Below are 17621 nucleotides of genomic sequence, written 5' to 3'. Positions count from 1 at the left end.
GCCATGGGCGAACAAACACATTTTGGCTTTCAACAGGTCGCCGAAGAAGCAAAGGCCCAAAAGGTGGCCGACGTGTTTTCTTCCGTAGCCCAGCGCTACGACGTCATGAACGACCTGATGTCCGGCGGCCTGCACCGCATTTGGAAAGCTTTTACCATCGCCCAGAGCGGTGTGCGGGAAGGTTTCCGGGTACTGGACGTGGCCGGGGGCACGGGGGATTTGTCCCTGGCCTTCGCCAAGCGGGTGGGCAAATCGGGCCAGGTCTGGCTCACCGACATCAATAACGCCATGCTCACCCGGGGCCGGGACCGGCTCTGCGACAAAGGTTATGTGCTGCCCGTAGCCCAGTGCGACGCGGAAAAGCTGCCCTTCCCGGACAATTACTTCGACCTGGTCACCGTGGCCTTCGGTCTGCGCAACATGACCCATAAGGATCAGGCCCTGGCGGAAATGCGCCGGGTGTTGAAGCCGGGCGGCCGCCTCCTGGTGCTGGAATTTTCCCGGATCTGGGCGCCCCTGGCCCCCATTTACGACTTCTATTCCTTCCAGGTCATTCCCCGCATGGGCAAGCTGGTGGTGCAGGATGAAGACAGCTACCGCTATCTGGCCGAATCCATCCGCATGCACCCGGATCAGGAAACCCTTAAATCCATGATGGAAAAAGTGGGTCTGGAAAGAGTGGAATATTTCAATCTCACCCTGGGTGTGGTGGCACTGCACCGGGGTTACAAGTTTTAAGGAGCGCCCTATGCGACGTACCCTCCTCTCCCTGTGCGCCCTGCTCCTGGGGCTCGGCCTTCTGGTTCAGGACGCGGATGCCCGGCGCCTGGGCGGCGCCCGCAATAGCGGTATGCAGCGGGAAGCCATCGGTCAGCGTTACGCCGCGCCCCAGTCCCCCATCGGCCAGCCCCGTCAGGCGGCCAGCCCCAACGCGCCCCAGCCTTCCACCCCCACGCCGGCCCAACCCAAACGCAGCTGGGCGGGCCCCCTGGCCGGTCTCGCTGCCGGTCTGGGCCTGGGCGCCCTGCTGGCGGGCGGTGGAAGCGGTTTGAGCGGCCTCCTGGGCACTCTGCTGACTATCGTGGCAGTCATGGTGGTCTTCAGCTTGGTACTGCGCCTGCTGCGCCGTACCGCCCCTGCCCCACGGCCCGAGGAGCCCCTCCATTATTCCGGCGTGGGCGGCCCCCATCTCCAGCCTATGCCTCCGGTTCAGCCCCCTTTTAACGGAGAAATGCCCCCTATTCAGGGCAACTATGGAGGCAGTACCCCTGCGCCCACCACGCCGGTAGCCGCTCCCGCCCTGCCCGAAGGCTTTAACGGGGAAGAATTTCTACGCATCGCCAAGCTCAACTTCATCCGCCTCCAGGCCGCCAATGATGCGGGGGATGAAAATGATCTGCGGGAATTCCTGGCTCCCGAAATGTTTGCCGAGGTAAAGCTGCAACTGGCCGAACGGGGGAAGACGCCCCAGGTTACGGAGGTGGTGCAGCTGGAGGCCAATCTCCTGGAAGTGGTCACGGAAAACCAACGCTACATTGCCAGCGTGCGCTTCCACGGACTGGTCCGGGAAGAAGCCAATGGCCCGGCTAACCCCTTCGACGAAGTCTGGAACCTGGTGAAACCCACGGATGGCAGCCGGGGCTGGACCGTGGCCGGCATCCAGCAACTGTCCTGAATTCCCCCTGCGGAGCCTGGCGTGATTCCCCGTCTTTCCCTGAGCTTTCTCAACCACCTCCTGCGCCAGGAAACCTGGGCCCGGGGCCGGTTTCGCGGCTTTGCCGGGCGCAGTCTGGCCATTTCCCTAGGGGGCTTGCCCTTACTCCGAGCCCAGCTGGGGGCCAGCGGTCTGCTGGAGCCCCTGGAAGATGATGGCCAAACGGATGTGACCATCCGCCTGCCCCTGCCCGCCCCCTGGGAACTCCTGGCCGGGCCGGAAAGCCTCTTCGCCCGGGCCCACCTGGAAGGCCCGGCGGATCTGGCAGAAGCCCTGGGGCAGGTGCTGCGTAACCTCCATTGGGATGTGGAAGGGGAGTTGGCAACCCGTATCGGCGACCTGGCGGCCCACCGTTTGGTGACCACGGGCAACCGCCTCTGGGCCTGGCAAAAGGACACCTGGCAACGCCTGGGCCTAAATGTGGCCGAATACCTCCAGGACGATTCCCCCTATCTGGCCGACCGGGCCGCAGCGGAACGGCTGGGGCTGGAAATCCAGGAAACGGCGAAAGAAGCGGATCGTCTAGAAGGGCGGCTGGGCGCCCTGGAAGCCCGGCGTCGGGGCGCCTGACCCCCGTTATCGTTAGGCGAAGGGGCCCTGGCCTCCCCTGCTCCCCTGCTCCTAGGGTCGAGTTCTTCACCCTTTTACGGAAGAGCAGCCCCCTTTCGGAGCCAATTTCTTCTGGGGTAAAGTCCGCCCATTGCCATTCAGGCAATAAAAAAGGCAGCCTTTTGGGCTGCCTTTTTTTGATTGCACCGGCGTGCTTAGTGGCGACGCTTGCGCAGCTTCTCGATGGTGGCCAGTTGGGCCACGGCTTCGGCCAGTTCGGCTTCGGCCTGGGCCAAATCCAGCTTGGCGGTCTTGTTTTGCAAGGCCTCCTCGGCGGCTTTCTTGGCTTCCATGGCCTTGGCTTCGTCCAGATCGTTACCGCGGATGGCGGTATCGGCCAGAACGGTGACCAAGTGCGGTTGCACCTCCAGCATGCCACCGGAGACGTAGATCATTTCGAAATCGTCGTCCGGCATTTTGATGCGCACCGTACCAGGCTTAATACGGGAGAGCAGGGGGGTATGCCGCGGCCAGATGCCCAGCTCGCCGGCTTCGCCCGGAAGCACCACGTATTCGGCCTCGCCGGAGAAGATGGATTCTTCGGCACTGACCACGTCCACATGTACTCTTAATGCCATGTTAGGGGTTCCCCTCTGGTACGCCGCACCCGGAAGGGCGCGGCAACCGGTTGATTACTGGAGGGTCTTGGCCTTCTCAAAGGCTTCGTCGATGCTACCCACCATGTAGAAAGCCTGTTCGGGAAGACTGTCACACTCGCCGTTCACGATCATCTTGAAACCACGGATGGTTTCTTTGAGCGGTACGTACTTGCCGGGAGCCCCGGTAAATACTTCGGCCACGTGGAACGGTTGGGACAGGAAACGCTGGATTTTCCGGGCACGAGCCACGGCCAGCTTATCTTCCGGCGCCAGTTCGTCCATCCCCAGAATGGCGATGATGTCCCGCAGTTCCTTGTAGCGTTGCAGGATGACCTGGATCTGACGGGCCACGCCGTAGTGTTCTTCACCCACGATTTGGGGATCCAGCTGACGGGAGCTGGAATCCAGGGGATCGATGGCGGGGTAGATACCCAGCGCGGCGATATCCCGGGACAGCACCACGGTGGAGTCCAAGTGGAGGAAGGTGGTGGCGGGAGACGGGTCGGTCAAGTCATCGGCAGGCACATACACGGCCTGGATGGAGGTGATGGAACCCACCTTGGTGGAGGCAATCCGTTCCTGCAGGCGGCCCATTTCTTCAGCCAGGGTCGGTTGGTAACCCACAGCGGAAGGCATCCGGCCCAGCAGGGCGGACACTTCGGTCCCGGCCAAGGTGTAACGGTAGATGTTATCCACGAAGAACAGAATGTCCCGACCTTCGTCACGGAACCGTTCGGCCATGGTCAGGCCGGTCAGGGCCACGCGCAGCCGGTTTCCGGGAGGTTCGTTCATCTGACCGAAGACCATGGCCACCTTGGAGTTGGCCAGGTTTTCTTGGTCGATAACCTTGGCGTCGGACATTTCGTGGTAGAAGTCGTTACCTTCCCGAGTCCGTTCGCCCACGCCGGCAAACACGGACAAGCCGCTGTGTTGCTTGGCGATGTTATTGATCAGCTCCAGCATGTTCACGGTCTTGCCCACGCCGGCGCCACCGAACAGGCCCACCTTACCGCCCTTAGCGAAGGGGCAGACCAAGTCGATAACCTTGATACCGGTTTCCAGCAGATCCACGGAGGGGGACAGTTCGTCGAAAGCCGGGGCTTGGGCGTGGATAGGACGCTTTTCCTCGGTTTCGATGGGGCCCACTTCGTCGATGGGGCGGCCCAGCACGTCCATGATCCGGCCCAGGGTGCCACGACCCACGGGAACGGAGATAGGAGCGCCAGTGGCGTTAACCTTCATCCCCCGACGCAGACCGTCGGAAGAACCCAGAACGATGGTGCGGGCAATGCCGTCACCCAGCTGTTGTTGCACTTCAAAGGTCAGGCCTTTTTCGACATTCCCGTGTTCTTCGGAAGCGTCGAGCATCAGGGCATCATAGACCTTGGGCATGGCATCGCGGGGGAACTGGATGTCCACCACAGCGCCAATGCACTGAACGATCGTACCTTGACTCATATTGAATCCCTCAAACTATTGAAACCTGTTAGACCGCCGCCGCGCCGCTGACGATTTCCGTCAATTCCTTGGTAATCGCGGCCTGACGGGTCTTGTTATAGACCAATTTCAGTTCGCCGATTACGTTCTTGGCATTATCGGAGGCCGATTTCATTGCGACCATACGGGCACTTTGCTCAGAGGCCATGCTTTCCGCGACGGACTGGTAAATCAGCGCTTCAACGTAGCGCACCAGCAAATCATCGATAACCGATTTGGCTTCCGGCTCATAGACGTAATCCCAGCGGGAAGACTCGGAACCGACCACTTCTCCGGACAGGGGCAGCAGTTGTTCCACTACCGCTTCCTGACGCATGGTGTTCACAAACCGGGTATAGGCAATGAACAGTTGGTCGATTTCGCCCTTCACGAAGGCATCCAGCTGCACCTTCACCGGCCCGATCAGGCGTTCCAGATGGGGCTTATCCCCCAGGCCCACGACCTGGGAAACCACCTTGGCGCCGGAGCGTTGCAGGAAGCCCAGGCCCTTGTTGCCGATGGCCGTGGTTTGGAACTGAATGCCTTTGTCTTCCCATTCCTTCATCTTGTGCAGCACCGTGCGCATGATGTTGGAGTTCAGCGCGCCGCACAGGCCTTTGTCGGACGAAACGACAATCAGACCCACGGACTTCACGGGTTCGCGCTTGCTCAGGAACGGATGCCGATATTCGGTCAGGGCGTGGGACAGGTGAGCCGCCACCCGGCGAATTTTTTCGCCGTAAGGACGCGCCTGACGCATACGTTCCTGCGCCTTACGCATCTTGGAAGCGGCCACCATTTCCATGGCCTTGGTGATCTTGCGCGTGTTTTCGACGCTCTTGATCTTGTTGCGGATCTCTTTACCGCCAGCCATTACGCTCTCCTCGACGGATTAGGCCCAAGAAGCCTTGAAGTCCTCGATGGCAGCGACCATTTGCTTCTCGGTCTCGGCATCCAGGTTCTTGGTGGAATCCATCTTGGCGACCAGATCGGCGTACTTTTGCGCGGCAAAAGCATGCAGACCCTTTTCGAAGTCCAGAATCCGCTTCACATCCACGTCATCCGTGTAGCCCTTGGTGATCGCGAACAGGGTCAGAGCCATGTTGGCGACGGACAGAGGGGCGTACTGGACTTGCTTCAGCACTTCCACGGTACGACGGCCCCGTTCCAACTGCTTACGGGTCGCGTCGTCCAGGTCGGAGGCGAACTGGGCGAAAGCCGCCAGTTCCCGATACTGGGCCAAGTCGGTACGGATACCGCCGGACAGCTTTTTGATCAGCTTGGTCTGAGCGGAACCACCCACGCGGGACACGGAAATACCGGCGTTAATGGCGGGACGGACACCGGCGTTGAAAAGGTCGGTTTCCAGGAAGATCTGGCCGTCGGTAATGGAAATCACGTTGGTCGGCACGAAGGCAGACACGTCACCGGCTTGGGTTTCGATGATGGGCAGGGCGGTCAGAGAACCGGTCTTGCCTTTCACTTCCCCGTTGGTGAAACGTTCAACGAATTCCGCATTGACCCGGGCAGCCCGTTCCAGCAGGCGGGAGTGCAGATAGAACACATCGCCAGGGTAGGCTTCCCGTCCAGGCGGACGGCGCAGCAGCAGGGAGATTTGACGATAGGCCCAGGCTTGCTTGGTCAGGTCATCGTAAATGATCAGGGCGTCTTGGCCGCGGTCGCGGAAGTATTCACCCATGGTGCAACCGGAGTACGGAGCAATGAATTGCAGCGCAGCAGATTCGGAAGCGGTCGCGGCCACCACGATGGTGTATTCCATGGCGCCGAACTCTTCCAGCTTACGCACCACATTGGCCACCGTGGAGGCTTTTTGACCCACCGCCACGTAGATACAGGTCATGTTCTGACCCTTCTGGGCGATGATGGTGTCGATAGCCACGGCGGTCTTACCGGTTTGGCGGTCACCGATGATCAGTTCCCGTTGGCCACGGCCAACCGGCACCATGGAGTCGATGGACTTCAGACCGGTTTGGACCGGCTGATCCACGGACTTCCGCCAAATCACGCCAGGGGCGACCTTTTCGATCTTGTCGGTCAGCTTGTTGTTGAGCGGACCTTTGCCGTCGATGGGTTGGCCCAGGGCGTTAACCACCCGGCCTACCAGTTCGGGACCGACGGGCACTTCCAGAATGCGGCCGGTGCACTTCACCGTGTCGCCTTCGGAAATGTGTTCGTATTCACCCAGAACCACGACCCCGACGGAGTCCCGTTCCAGATTCAAAGCCATACCAAAGGTATTGCCGGGGAATTCCAGCATTTCGCCCTGCATCACGTCTTGCAGACCGTGAACGCGGCAGATGCCGTCCGTCACCGAGACGACGGTACCCTGCGTGCGGGTCTCGGCGCCCACTTGCAGGTTTTGAATCTTGCTCTTGATCAGTTCGCTGATCTCGGAAGGATTCAACTGCATGAATTTCTCCTAGTTCTTGAGCGCCGTGGCCATTGCTTCGAGCTTTCCGCGCACCGAAGCATCGAGCACCTGGTCACCCACCGCCACTTTCACCCCGCCAATCAGCGCCTGGTCAACCACCACTCGGGGCTGCAGCTTGGATTGGAAATGGGATTCGAGTTGGCCCATCAGATTTTTCACTTGCGCATCGTCGAGAGGAAAAGCGCTGTAGATCACAGCCTCTTTGATACCCTCTTCGGCGCCCTTGAGTTGCTCGTAGAGCTCCTGGATTTGCGGCAGCAGCACGAGGCGATCGTTTTCCGCCAGCACCCGGACGAAGCCAACCAGATCCTGGTTACCTTCCCCCTTGCTGAGGGATACGAAAAGCTGGGTCAGCTGTTCGGAGGAAAGCTCCGGGTTCCCCATGCATTGGACCATTTCCGGGTCCTTTGCAATGGTTGCCAGGAGCTTCAGGGTATCCGACCACTGAGCCAGCGTCTTGCCTTCGCGCGCCAGGCGGAATACCGCTTCCGCATAGGGACGAGCGATGGTGACGGATTCAGCCATATGCGTTACAGGTCCTTTTGGATCGCGGCCAGGATGTCAGCATGGGCCTTCGCATCGATTTCACGACGCAGGATTTTCTCCGCACCGGATACGGCCAGTTCGGCCACCCGGGCGCGCAGTTCTTCCTTGGCACGCACGACTTCCTGTTCGATCTCGGCCTTGGCGTTCGCCACGACCTTGTCGGCTTCGACCTGGGCTGCCGTCTTGGCTTCATCCACGATCTGGGCGGCACGTTTGTCCGCACCGGAGATCACTTCAGCAGCCTTTTCCTTGCCTTCCCGCATAGCATCAGCGGAACGCTTGGTAGCCAGTTCCAGGTCGTGCTTGCCGCGCTCGGCGGCTTCCAAGCCGTCGGCAATTTTTTTTCGCCCGCTCGTCGAGCGCCTTCACGATGGGGGGCCACACGAATTTCATCGTGAACCACGCCAAGATGAAGAACACAACGAGCTGTGCGAACAGAGTTGCGTTCAGATTCACGGCACTAACCCTCTAAAGTTGTTCGAGCCGGAAATAATTATTTCAGAACGAACGGGTTGGCGAAGGCGAACATCATGGCGATACCAACACCGATCAGGAAGGCGGCGTCAATCAGACCGGCCAGCAGGAACATCTTGGTTTGCAGTTCGTTCATCAGTTCAGGCTGACGGGCGGAAGCTTCCAGATACTTGGACCCCATGATACCGATACCGATACAGGCACCGATGGCACCCAGACCGATGATCAGACCGGCGGCCAGAGCGACGAAACCGAGGATTTGTTCCATGTTGACTCCTTGCTAAGTAGGTAGGTTGAAAATTAAAAGGGATGAATCGTAAGAGGCTCAATGGCCTTCGTGGGCCTGTCCGATATACACCAGGGTCAGCATCATGAAGATGAAGGCCTGCAAGGCGACGATCAGAAGGTGGAAGATGGCCCAAATGGAGCCGGCGAGAACGCCGCCGACCCACAGCATGGCACCCGAAGCGGTACCCGCCCACGCCGCACCCATCAGGGCGATCAGCATGAACACCAGCTCGCCGGCGTACATGTTGCCGAACAACCGCATACCGTGGGAGATGGTCTTGGCCAGAAACTCGATCATCTGCATCAGGAAGTTGATGGGATACAGAAGGGGATGGGAACCGAAGGGAGCGGTGAAGAGTTCATGCACCCAGCCACCCAGGCCCTTGATCTTGATGTTGTAGTAGATGCAGATCAGCAGCACGCCGATGGACAGACCCAGGGTACCGTTCAGATCGGCGGTAGGCACCACCCGCAGGAAAGCGTGGGGATTGCCTTGGGCGGCTTGCCAAATGCGGGGCAGCAGATCCACGGGCAGGAAGTCCATGGAGTTCATCAGGAAAATCCAGATGAACACAGTCAGCGCCAGGGGAGCCACAAACTTGCGGGATTGTTCGCTATGAACGATGCCCTTGGCCTGGTTATTCACCATCTCCAGCACAATTTCCACCGCCGCCTGAAGCCGTCCCGGCACGCCGGAGTTGACGCTCTTGGCTACCCGCCACATCACGAACAGGCCGATAACGCCGACCAGCACGGAGAAGAACAGGGTATCCAGATTGAGGATGGAGAAATCGATTACCGCCTTTTGCGCGTGGCCGGTGGTATTCAGGTGGGTCAAGTGGTGGACGATGTACTCGCCAGCGGTCGGCCCATGCTCCACGGCGCCTTCTACTATTTCCTTGCCAGTTTCCATGTCAGGATTTCTTCCAAAAAGCCAAAAAACTCGCCTGTAGCGCCACCACCAGGCCAATCAACAGGGCTGGCCAAACCAGCCCCTGATAAAGCTTGGCGGCAATCGCCAATAAACCGATCGTGGCAGCCACCTTAATAGCTTCGCCCACAAAAAAGCCCACCACAGATGGGCTTTTGTTCCGGCGAACCGCCAGGGACAGACGCATGGCAAAGAGGAAATTGGGAATGATGGCAGATGCCCCCCCGATTCCCGCCGACGCTGCTCCACCCCAGCCGGCAAAGAGACTGGACAACACCGCCGTCACGAAAACCGCCCCCACTTGGTAAAAGACTGCCCGGAACATTATATTTTTTCCGTGGTATTCCTAGTGGGGGCGGGAGCCAAGCTCCCGGACGGTGGGCAGCCAGCCGCTGCACACAAAGATAATTAATATAAGAGTTAATAGGCCTAAAGTCAATGAAAATCGGGGAACAAACTCCCCCTTTTCCCTGTCATTTGCAGCCTATTCCGTACATTTTCCCCTTTCGCCCAGACTCTTGCCTCACCCCGGACGGCGGGAAAAATTCACCCGCTTTCAGCGCAAACGCCCCAGCAACTCATCCAGCTGATCCAGGCTGGTGAAATCGATGCTGATGCGCCCGGCGCCCTTGGCATTGGCCCGCAGGGACACCTTGGCCCCCAGGTTGTCGGACAGTTCTTCTTCCAGGCGCAGTAAATCCCGATCCACCTTCTTTTCCGGCTTTTTCGGCGGATTCACCAGATTCTGCACCAGCCGCTCCGCTTCCCGCACGGACAGTCCCTTCAGGGCGATGCGCTGGGCCAGCTGGACCTGCTCCGCCCCAGGCAGGGGCAGGAGGGCCCGGGCGTGGCCCATGTCGATGCGGGATTCCAGGAGCAGATCCTGCACCGGCGCCGCCAGTTGCAAAAGGCGCAGCATGTTGGAAGCCGCCGGGCGGGAACGGCCCACCGCGTCCGCCGCCTGCTGGTGGGTGAGACCGAACTCGTCCACCAGCCGTTGCAGGCCCAGGGCCTCTTCCAGGGGATTGAGGTTTTCCCGCTGAATGTTTTCGATGAGGGACATGGCCGCCGCCGCCTCGTCGGGAATTTCCCGCACCAGGGTCGGCACCTCCGCCAGTCCGGCCAGACGGGCGGCCCGCCAGCGCCGCTCCCCGGCAATGATTTCATAGCCGTTGCCCAGGGGCCGGACCAGAATGGGCTGCATAATGCCCTGGGCCCGGATGGAAGCGGCCAGTTCCTGCAAGGACGCCTCGTCCATCTTGGTCCGGGGCTGGTATTTGCCCGGCTTTAGGGCATCCAGGGGCAAAGTGCGCTGTTCGTCCCGCCCGGTGTCGTTATCAGCGGCCAGCAGGGCATCCAGCCCCCGCCCCAATCCCTTCATTTTCATAGTCGCGTCCTCTGGCTCAAGCCACCCGGCGGTCCAGCATTTCCTGGGCCAGGGCCATATAGGCCTGGGCCCCCTTGGAGTTTTTGTCGAAGGCAATCACCGGCTTGCCGTAGGAGGGCGCCTCGGCGAGCCGGATGTTGCGGGGAATAACGGTGCGGTACACCTTGCCGGAAAAATGCTCTTCCAACTCCGCCGACACCTGTTGATTGAGGGTGGATTGGGCGTTGTACATGGTGCGCAGCAGGCCTTCGATTTCCAGCACCGGATTGAGGCTCAAGCGCACCTTGCGCAGGGTCGCCACCAGATCGGAGAGGCCTTCCAGGGCGTAATACTCGCACTGCATGGGGATCATCACCGCCTGGGCCGCCGCCAGGGCGTTTACCGTAAGCAGGTTGAGGGCCGGGGGACAGTCGATCAGGACAAAATCGTAGGCTTTGCCGTCCAGGGCATCCTTGAGGCGCTTTTCCCGTTCCCCGATGTCAATCAGTTCCACTTCCGCCCCCGCCAGTTCCCGGTTGGCGGGTATGACGTCAAAACCGAATTCGGTCTTCAGGGTGGCCCGTTCCAGGGTCGCCTGGCCGAGGAGGATTTGATAGACGGTGGGCAGGGCTTCTTTTTTGAAAATGCCGCAGCCGGTGGTGGCATTGCCCTGGGGGTCCAGGTCGATGAGCAATACCCGTTGCCCCAGCTGGGCCAGGCAGGCCGCCAGGTTCACGCTGGTGGTGGTTTTACCCACCCCCCCTTTCTGGTTGGTAATGGCCAGAATTTTCACGGGTTTACTCCTCCCTCAGAACAACCAAATGGCGCGCTCCTTCCACGCCGGGTACCTGCAATTCCTGCACCGCCGCCACTCCCACGCCAGGGGGGAGATGGCTCAATTCTTCCCGGGGATAAACCCCTTTCATGGCCAGCCAGACGCCCCCCGGCGCCAGCAGATGGCGGGTCAGCCGGACAAAATCCCCCGTGTCGGCAAAGGCCCGGGAAATGATGGCGGAAAAGGGTCCCTCCGGCTGCCAGGCTTCGATGCGCCCGGCCTGGACGGCCACCCGGGATAATCCCAGCTCAATCACCGCCTGGCGTAAAAACGCCACCTTTTTGGAATTGCTGTCCGCCAGGGTGATGTTCAAGCCCGGACGGGCGATAGCCAGGGGAATGCCCGGCTGGCCGCCGCCGCTGCCCACATCCAGGAGCCGATTGCCGGCCAGAGCATCCACTTGGGGCAAAACGGCCAGGGAATCCAGCAAATGGTGGCTCACCGCCTTGTCCCGGTCCCGCAGGGCGGTAAGGGCAAAGGTCTTGTTCCACTTCTCCAGCAGGGTCAGATAGGCCAGCAGTTTACCCTGTGCCTCCCCGTCCAGGGCAAGGCCCAGGGAATCCAGGCCTTGGGCCAGCAGGGAAGCCTGATCCATCAGGCTTCCCCTCGGGCTTTGCCCCGGGGCTGGCGCTTGAGATGAACCAAGAGCAGAGAAATGGCAGCAGGGGTAACGCCCTGGATACGGGAAGCCTGGCCGATGGTCTCAGGCCGGTGCTGGCCCAGCTTCTGCCGCACTTCCTTGGACAGGCCATGGACCGTTTCGTAATCCAGATCGGCGGGCAGGGCCAGGGATTCAAAGGTGGCGGCTTTGGCCACTTCCTCCTGCTGGCGGTCGATGTAGCCCTGATACTTGGCCTGGATTTCCAGCTGCTCCACCAGCAGGGGATCGGTCAGCCCTTCCCCCGCCACGTCCAGACTCAGCAGCTGGGCATAGCTCACGTCGGGCCGGCGCAGCAGCTCGAAAAGGTTGTATTCGTGTTCGATGGCCTTGCCCAGCGCCCGCTCCGCCGCTTCCCGGGACAGGGTCTGGGGGCGCACCCACAGGCCCCGCAGGCGCTCGGCCTCGGCGGCAATGGCGTCCCGCTTGCGGCAGAAGGCAGTCCAGCGCACATCATCCACCAGGCCCAGTTCCCGACCCTTTTCCGTGAGGCGCAGATCCGCATTGTCTTCCCGCAGTTGCAGGCGGTATTCGGCCCGGCTGGTGAACATTCGGTAGGGCTCGGACACTCCCCGGGTAATCAGGTCATCCACCAGCACCCCCAGATAGGCCTCATCCCGGCGCGGGCACCAGGGTTCCTTGCCCAGTACCTGCAAGGCCGCATTGGCCCCGGCCAGCAGGCCCTGGGCCGCCGCTTCTTCATAGCCGGTGGTGCCGTTGATCTGGCCGGCAAAAAACAGCCCTTGAATGGCCTTGGATTCCAGGGAGGATTTCAGCCCCCGGGGATCGTAGTAGTCGTATTCAATGGCATAGCCGGGCCGCAGAATGTGGCAGTTTTCCAGGCCCTTGATGGAATGAACAATTTCCAGCTGGACATCAAAGGGCAGGCTGGTGGAAATCCCATTGGGGTAATACTCGTGGGTGGTCAGCCCTTCCGGCTCGAGAAAGACGTGGTGGCTGTCCTTGTCGGCGAAACGGTTGATCTTGTCCTCGATGGAGGGGCAATAGCGGGGCCCCACCCCTTCGATCACCCCGGCGTACATGGGGGACCGATCCAGGTTGGCCCGGATGATGTCGTGGGTACGGAGATTGGTATCCGTGGTCCAGCAGGGCAATTGCTCCGGATGCTGTTCCGGACGGCCCAGAAAGGAAAACACCGGCAGGGGCGTGTCGGCGTACTGGGGCGTCATCACGGAAAAATCGATGGTCTTGCCGTCCAGCCGGGGCGGGGTGCCGGTCTTCAAGCGCCCCTGGGGCAGCTGCAATTCCTTGAGTCGGGCCGCCAGGGACACGGAGGGGGGATCCCCCATGCGGCCCCCGGTGTAATGGTCCATGCCCACGTGGATCAGGCCATTGAGGAAGGTTCCGGCCGTCAGCACCACGGCCCGGGCCTGGAAGCGCACCCCCAGCTGGGTCACCGCCCCTACCACCCGGTCCCCCTCCACCATCAGATCATCGCAGGCCTGGGCGAAGAGGGTGAGATTGGGCTGGTTTTCCAGACGGCTGCGGATAGCCTGTTTGTACAGCAGCCGGTCCGCCTGGGCCCGGGTGGCGCGCACCGCCGGCCCCTTGGAACTATTGAGAATACGGAACTGGATACCGGCTTCGTCGGTGGCCGCCGCCATGGCGCCCCCCAGGGCATCCACTTCCTTGACCAAGTGCCCCTTGCCGATGCCCCCGATGGAGGGGTTGCAGCTCATGGCCCCCAGGGTTTCCAGGTTATGGGTAAGGAGCAGGGTCTGGGCTCCGGCACGGGCCGCCGCCAGGGCAGCCTCGGTACCGGCGTGGCCGCCGCCGACGACAATCACATCGAACCGGGTTGGATACAGCATGGAATCAGGAGCCTCCGGAGTCACCCCCGGGTGGGCGAAGAAAGAATTACGGAGAGGGCCGTCAGACCCTCGAACGGAGGTGGCGATGATACGCCAGTTCCATGAAATTTAACAGAATTCCCCGGCTTTCCTTGCGAAAACAGGGAGACTTGGCGTAAGTTCCCGGGCGTCGACCTAAAAATAAACACTAGCCTGCCGCCACCATGGACGCCAACGACCTCGCCGCCCAGCAATTACAAAAACTTCAGGGCGACCTCCCCAACAAGCGGGTCCTCATTGTGGACCGCCATCCGGAGGCCCGTAATTCCCTGCGCATGATGCTTTCCACCCTGGGCATCACCACGGTACACGGGGCCGGGTCCAGCATTGAAGTGCTGCGTCAGGTCAAGTCCAACCACTACGACATCATTTTTTCCGATTATTTGCTGGACGACGGCCGGGATGGCCAGCAGCTCCTGGAAGAACTGCGCTACAAGCAGCTCATTTCCCTTTCCACCGTCTTCATGGTCATTACCGCCGAGCGGAGCTACAAAAATGTGGTGTCAGTGGCCGAGCTGATCCCGGACGATTACCTGATTAAGCCCTTCACCGGGGATCAGCTGCAACAGCGCCTGGGGCGGGCCCTGTTCAAAAAACACATCTTTTTCCGGGCCTACCAGCACATGGAAAAAGCCCGCTTCGACCAGGCCCTGGAATCCTGCAACCACATTGCGGAGCAATTCCCTGCCTTCCAGCAGGAAGCCCAACGCCTGCGCTGCGAACTGCTCAACTCCCTGGGCCGCTACACGGAGGCGGAAAGCGCCTACCGCCAGCTTCTGGCGGACAAGGATTTGCCTTGGGCCCGCATGGGGCTGGCGGTGGCCCTCCACGGTCAGGGCCAGCTGGGGGAAGCCCTGCCCCTGGTTCAGGATCTGGTGAAGAACTTCCCCGAATATCTGGCCGCCTACGACTTTCTCGCCCGCCTTCAGGAAGAATCCGGCCTGGCCCAGGAAGCCCAGCACACCTTGCAGGAAGCCGCCGTCATCTCCCCCAACAACACCCTGCGTCAGCGCTCCGTAGGGGATATGGCTATCCGCAACAACGACCTGGAAGTGGCGGAAAAAGCTTTCCAGACCGTGCTGACCCGGGGCCAGGGCTCTTCCCTGCGCACCGTGGATGACTACGCCAATCTCTCCCGGGTTCTCATGGAACGGGGCAATACCCAAGGGGTGCGGCGCATCGCCCAGGATTTACGCCGGGACTGGCGGGGCAACAAGCAGGGGGAAATGGCTTCCCTGATCCTGGAAAGCCTGGCCCTGGCCAAGGAAGGGGAAAAAACCAAGTCCACCAAGAGCCTGGAACAGGCCCTGGCCCTGCACCAGTCTCTCCAGGAAGCTAGCCAGTCCGATGGCAATGCCAACCTTTCCCAGAAACTGGCCGTGGATCTGGCTCAGGCCTGTATGGCCAACGGTCAGGCGGAGGAAGGGGAAAAGCTAATGCGCCAAGTGGCGGCGGAAAACAATGAGGACCGGAGCATCCTGGCCCACATCCAGGGGGTTTTCGCCAAGAACGGCAATCCGGAAGCGGGCCAGGCCCTGCTGGACGACGTGAACCGGGAAATCGTGGAAATCAACAACCAGGGCGTCACCGCCGCCCGCACCGGGGACCTGGAAGGTTCGGTGGATATGCTGGTGGAAGCGGCGGAGCGGGTCCCCAACCTGCAATTCCTGATCAACGCCGCGGACGCCATCTACAGCCTTATGGACGCCAAGGGCTGGAAAGAGGAACTGGCCGCCAAGGCCCACACCTACCTGGAAAAAGCCCGGGCCAAAAATCCCCAGGACCCCCGGGTCATCACCGCCCGTCAGCTGTACCAGCGGGTGGCCGCCAAATACGGCATCAATACGGACATTCTGGTCTAGTTCCCGCCCCCAGCGGCGGTCAGAAACGGGCGTCCGGGCAAATTCCGGACAAAAAAATGGCGGCCCTACTGCTGGCCGCCGAATTGAGGCTGAAACGCATTGCTGACTCCCGGCCCCTTCTAGGAAGGACGCGGGAAAATTCTTGCTCCGCCGCTGGGAAACAGCGGTCTGGGCAAAAAGCCAAAACCCCGGTATTTCCTGGCTTTTTGAGCCGTTTTCCGGCCCCGTTTGTTGCCCTGCACCACGACGAATGGCTGCGGATCATACCCCCTTTAGGCTGGGGCGCAACCCCGCCGATCAAGCCTTGGCCATTCTCTGCCCCACCCTGCCCTAGCGCCTTAAAAAAGCCACCAGGTATCCCAGGCAAATTTGCCGATAAGCACCACCAACACCCCCAAAAACACCCGGCGCACGAAGCCGCTGCCCCGGGCCAAAGCCATCCGGGTTCCAGCCACCGAACCGGCCACATTCCCCACCGCCATCAACAGGGCAGGCAGGGCAAGAAAATGGCCATGGGGCACAAAATAGGCCAGGGCCGCCAGATTGGTGGCCACATTGACCACCTTGGCCGCCGCCGAGGCATGGAGAAAGTCAAAGCCGAATCCCCGGATGAAGAGGAACACCAGAAAACTTCCGGTCCCCGGCCCGAAAAAGCCGTCGTAAAAGCCAATGCCGCCCCCCAGGGCCAGGGCCCAGAACAGCTCCCGATTTCCCGCCAGTCCGGGGCGATGCTCCAGGCCGAAGTCCTTGCGCCGGAAGGTGTAGACCGCCGCCCCCAGAAGCAGCAGGAGCATCACCGGGCGCAGGGCCTGGCGCGGCAACCAGGCCACGGCAGCCGCCCCCAGGTAGGCTAGGCAGAAGGCGGCCAGGGCCGCCGCCAGGGTGGCCCGCCACGGCATGGCCACCTGCCGGGCGTAGCGCCAGGCAGCGTTGCCCGTGCCCACCACACTGGCGATTTTGTTGGTGCCGAACAGGGTGGCCGGGGCTTCTCCGGGGAGCACGGAAAACAGGGCGGGAATCTGCACCAAGCCGCCCCCCCCCACCACCGCATCCACATACCCGGCAAATCCGGAGGCGATAAACAGGATCACCAGGGGCCCCCAAGCCATCGCCGGGTCCCAGACATCCACCCCCAGGCTCATGCCGGAGTCCCGGGCTTGTAGGCCACCAGGAAGAGACGGCGGAAGGGATAGAGGGTGACCCCGGCCCCATCCGGGGGATAGGCCCGGGCCAGTTCGTCGCCTAGAGCCCCCAGGAAGGCCTGACGCCCCGCCGGGTCCAGGGGCGCCAGATAGGGCACCAGGGTGGTGCCTTGCAGCCAGCCCAGCACCGGATTGGCGCCTTCCAGGGCCTGCCAGTATTCGCTGGTCCACAGCTCCAGGTGCCCGGAGAGGGGGGCCAGGAGCCGGTAATAATCCTCCACCTCAGCCACCGCGCCCATGGCCGCCCCGGCCAGGAGATCAGCCCAGGGAGGCCGGGCAGCCAGGGCCCGAATCAGAGCGTGGGACGGGGCCTGAAAATTGGCGGGCATCTGCACCGCCAGCACGCCCCCCGGGGCAAGGCAGTCCATGAGCCGGGGAAATAAGCGGTCGTGGCCCCCCAGCCAGTGGAGGGCGGCGTTGGAGAAGATCAAATCCTGGGGCCCGTCTGGCACCCAGGTGGCGGCATCGCCCTGGCGCCATTCCAGGGCCGGGTAATCCTGCCGAGCCCGGGCCAGCATGGCCGGGTCCCGATCCACCCCCACCAGGGCGGCTTCAGGCCAGCGGGCGTGCAGCAGGGCGGTCACATTGCCCGGGCCACAGCCCAGGTCAGTGATATGCCGGGGCCGCTCCAGAAAAATCGCCCCCAGCAGGTCCCGGGCAGGACGCAGCCGCTGGGAGGCAAATTGCAGGTATTGATCGGGATTCCAGGCCATGGCGCCTCCGGAGGGGGAACCCGAT

Annotated in this window: 18 protein-coding genes and 1 pseudogene; 4 read left to right on the top strand and 15 right to left on the bottom strand. The window is 61.5% G+C overall.

Translation table 11 applies throughout. From position 1 onward, the window contains the following. The first annotated feature begins 3 nt into the window (after positions 1–3). Genes ubiE through Azoinq_RS07290 form a run of 3 tightly spaced genes read left to right on the top strand, consistent with a single transcriptional unit; the run spans position 4 to position 2284 of the window. Positions 4–738: a bifunctional demethylmenaquinone methyltransferase/2-methoxy-6-polyprenyl-1,4-benzoquinol methylase UbiE gene (gene ubiE / locus Azoinq_RS07300; RefSeq protein ID WP_216130489.1), complete on the top strand. Its 735-nt coding sequence runs from the start codon at positions 4–6 to the stop codon at positions 736–738. 10 nt (positions 739–748) lie between these two features. Next, complete coding sequence (locus Azoinq_RS07295) at positions 749–1675, top strand: Tim44 domain-containing protein (RefSeq protein ID WP_216130491.1); 927 nt, start codon at positions 749–751, stop codon at positions 1673–1675. A gap of 21 nt (positions 1676–1696) precedes the next feature. Then, complete coding sequence (locus tag Azoinq_RS07290) at positions 1697–2284, top strand: ubiquinone biosynthesis accessory factor UbiJ (RefSeq protein ID WP_216130493.1); 588 nt, start codon at positions 1697–1699, stop codon at positions 2282–2284. A 194-nt stretch (positions 2285–2478) separates the two neighbouring features. Here Azoinq_RS07290 and Azoinq_RS07285 read toward each other — a convergent pair whose 3' ends face one another. The 13 genes and pseudogenes from Azoinq_RS07285 to mnmG all read right to left on the bottom strand — a co-directional run bounded on the left by Azoinq_RS07285 (position 2479) and on the right by mnmG (position 13780). Further along, entirely contained in the window at positions 2479–2901 is a 423-nt protein-coding gene (locus tag Azoinq_RS07285; protein ID WP_216130495.1) for a F0F1 ATP synthase subunit epsilon, read from the bottom strand. Positions 2902–2955: 54 nt separating this feature from the next. Beyond that, positions 2956–4380: a F0F1 ATP synthase subunit beta gene (atpD, locus tag Azoinq_RS07280; protein ID WP_216130497.1), complete on the bottom strand. Its 1425-nt coding sequence runs from the start codon at positions 4378–4380 to the stop codon at positions 2956–2958. Positions 4381–4408: 28 nt separating this feature from the next. Next, the gene (gene atpG / locus Azoinq_RS07275; RefSeq protein WP_216130499.1) at positions 4409–5272 is read right to left on the bottom strand and encodes a F0F1 ATP synthase subunit gamma; all 864 of its coding nucleotides are present in this window, start codon (positions 5270–5272) and stop codon (positions 4409–4411) included. An 18-nt stretch (positions 5273–5290) separates the two neighbouring features. Continuing rightward, positions 5291–6829 carry a F0F1 ATP synthase subunit alpha gene (atpA, locus tag Azoinq_RS07270; RefSeq protein ID WP_216130501.1) on the bottom strand — a complete coding sequence of 513 codons (1539 nt, stop codon included), beginning with the start codon at positions 6827–6829 and terminating at the stop codon, positions 5291–5293. Between the two features lie 9 nt (positions 6830–6838). Beyond that, positions 6839–7375, bottom strand: a complete 537-nt coding sequence (locus tag Azoinq_RS07265) for a F0F1 ATP synthase subunit delta (RefSeq protein WP_216130502.1) — start codon at positions 7373–7375, stop codon at positions 6839–6841. A 5-nt stretch (positions 7376–7380) separates the two neighbouring features. Further along, positions 7381–7852: pseudogene (locus tag Azoinq_RS07260) on the bottom strand (F0F1 ATP synthase subunit B). Between the two features lie 37 nt (positions 7853–7889). Then, complete coding sequence (gene atpE, locus Azoinq_RS07255) at positions 7890–8138, bottom strand: F0F1 ATP synthase subunit C (protein WP_216130506.1); 249 nt, start codon at positions 8136–8138, stop codon at positions 7890–7892. A gap of 57 nt (positions 8139–8195) precedes the next feature. Further along, complete coding sequence (gene atpB / locus Azoinq_RS07250) at positions 8196–9071, bottom strand: F0F1 ATP synthase subunit A (RefSeq protein WP_216130508.1); 876 nt, start codon at positions 9069–9071, stop codon at positions 8196–8198. A gap of 1 nt (position 9072) precedes the next feature. Then, positions 9073–9414: an ATP synthase subunit I gene (locus Azoinq_RS07245; RefSeq protein WP_216130510.1), complete on the bottom strand. Its 342-nt coding sequence runs from the start codon at positions 9412–9414 to the stop codon at positions 9073–9075. 231 nt (positions 9415–9645) lie between these two features. Next, positions 9646–10476 (bottom strand): ParB/RepB/Spo0J family partition protein, encoded by an 831-nt coding sequence (locus Azoinq_RS07240; protein ID WP_216130512.1) that lies wholly within the window; start codon positions 10474–10476, stop codon positions 9646–9648. A 16-nt stretch (positions 10477–10492) separates the two neighbouring features. Beyond that, complete coding sequence (locus Azoinq_RS07235) at positions 10493–11248, bottom strand: ParA family protein (RefSeq protein ID WP_216130514.1); 756 nt, start codon at positions 11246–11248, stop codon at positions 10493–10495. A 4-nt stretch (positions 11249–11252) separates the two neighbouring features. Beyond that, the gene (rsmG, locus tag Azoinq_RS07230; RefSeq protein ID WP_216130516.1) at positions 11253–11885 is read right to left on the bottom strand and encodes a 16S rRNA (guanine(527)-N(7))-methyltransferase RsmG; all 633 of its coding nucleotides are present in this window, start codon (positions 11883–11885) and stop codon (positions 11253–11255) included. Continuing rightward, on the bottom strand, positions 11885–13780 hold the full coding sequence (mnmG, locus tag Azoinq_RS07225) for a tRNA uridine-5-carboxymethylaminomethyl(34) synthesis enzyme MnmG (RefSeq protein ID WP_216130518.1): 1896 nt from the start codon (positions 13778–13780) through the stop codon (positions 11885–11887). The genes rsmG and mnmG overlap by 1 nt, the downstream gene beginning before the upstream one ends. A gap of 203 nt (positions 13781–13983) precedes the next feature. On the opposite strand from mnmG, the gene Azoinq_RS07220 reads away from it, so the two are divergent. Further along, a complete protein-coding gene (locus Azoinq_RS07220; RefSeq protein WP_216130520.1) occupies positions 13984–15681 on the top strand; it encodes a response regulator in 1698 nt (565 codons plus the stop codon). Positions 15682–16019: 338 nt separating this feature from the next. Here Azoinq_RS07220 and Azoinq_RS07215 read toward each other — a convergent pair whose 3' ends face one another. After that, a complete protein-coding gene (locus tag Azoinq_RS07215) occupies positions 16020–16823 on the bottom strand; it encodes a sulfite exporter TauE/SafE family protein (protein ID WP_232368590.1) in 804 nt (267 codons plus the stop codon). Beyond that, the gene (locus Azoinq_RS07210) at positions 16820–17596 is read right to left on the bottom strand and encodes a methyltransferase domain-containing protein (RefSeq protein WP_216130522.1); all 777 of its coding nucleotides are present in this window, start codon (positions 17594–17596) and stop codon (positions 16820–16822) included. The genes Azoinq_RS07215 and Azoinq_RS07210 overlap by 4 nt, the downstream gene beginning before the upstream one ends. Positions 17597–17621: the final 25 nt, after the last annotated feature.

The organism is Azospira inquinata, assembly GCF_018905915.1.
GTDB classification, from domain to species: Bacteria; Pseudomonadota; Gammaproteobacteria; order Burkholderiales; family Rhodocyclaceae; genus Azospira; species Azospira inquinata.
Note: the sequence above shows the minus strand (reverse complement) of the source record. Positions and strands in the feature narration are given on the sequence as shown.

What these genes read in the sequence shown, in the direction of transcription:
- Azoinq_RS07295 (WP_216130491.1), top strand. Translation starts at nt 749, where the DNA reads ATGCGACGTACCCTCCTCTCCCTGTGCGCCCTGCTCCTGGGGCTCGGC.
- Azoinq_RS07210 (WP_216130522.1), bottom strand. Translation starts at nt 17,596, where the DNA reads ATGGCCTGGAATCCCGATCAATACCTGCAATTTGCCTCCCAGCGGCTG.
- atpG (WP_216130499.1), bottom strand. Translation starts at nt 5,272, where the DNA reads ATGGCTGGCGGTAAAGAGATCCGCAACAAGATCAAGAGCGTCGAAAAC.
- Azoinq_RS07285 (WP_216130495.1), bottom strand. Translation starts at nt 2,901, where the DNA reads ATGGCATTAAGAGTACATGTGGACGTGGTCAGTGCCGAAGAATCCATC.
- atpD (WP_216130497.1), bottom strand. Translation starts at nt 4,380, where the DNA reads ATGAGTCAAGGTACGATCGTTCAGTGCATTGGCGCTGTGGTGGACATC.
- atpB (WP_216130508.1), bottom strand. Translation starts at nt 9,071, where the DNA reads ATGGAAACTGGCAAGGAAATAGTAGAAGGCGCCGTGGAGCATGGGCCG.
- Azoinq_RS07245 (WP_216130510.1), bottom strand. Translation starts at nt 9,414, where the DNA reads ATGTTCCGGGCAGTCTTTTACCAAGTGGGGGCGGTTTTCGTGACGGCG.
- Azoinq_RS07220 (WP_216130520.1), top strand. Translation starts at nt 13,984, where the DNA reads ATGGACGCCAACGACCTCGCCGCCCAGCAATTACAAAAACTTCAGGGC.
- atpA (WP_216130501.1), bottom strand. Translation starts at nt 6,829, where the DNA reads ATGCAGTTGAATCCTTCCGAGATCAGCGAACTGATCAAGAGCAAGATT.
- mnmG (WP_216130518.1), bottom strand. Translation starts at nt 13,780, where the DNA reads ATGCTGTATCCAACCCGGTTCGATGTGATTGTCGTCGGCGGCGGCCAC.
- ubiE (WP_216130489.1), top strand. Translation starts at nt 4, where the DNA reads ATGGGCGAACAAACACATTTTGGCTTTCAACAGGTCGCCGAAGAAGCA.
- Azoinq_RS07215 (WP_232368590.1), bottom strand. Translation starts at nt 16,823, where the DNA reads ATGAGCCTGGGGGTGGATGTCTGGGACCCGGCGATGGCTTGGGGGCCC.
- rsmG (WP_216130516.1), bottom strand. Translation starts at nt 11,885, where the DNA reads ATGGATCAGGCTTCCCTGCTGGCCCAAGGCCTGGATTCCCTGGGCCTT.
- Azoinq_RS07240 (WP_216130512.1), bottom strand. Translation starts at nt 10,476, where the DNA reads ATGAAAATGAAGGGATTGGGGCGGGGGCTGGATGCCCTGCTGGCCGCT.
- atpE (WP_216130506.1), bottom strand. Translation starts at nt 8,138, where the DNA reads ATGGAACAAATCCTCGGTTTCGTCGCTCTGGCCGCCGGTCTGATCATC.
- Azoinq_RS07265 (WP_216130502.1), bottom strand. Translation starts at nt 7,375, where the DNA reads ATGGCTGAATCCGTCACCATCGCTCGTCCCTATGCGGAAGCGGTATTC.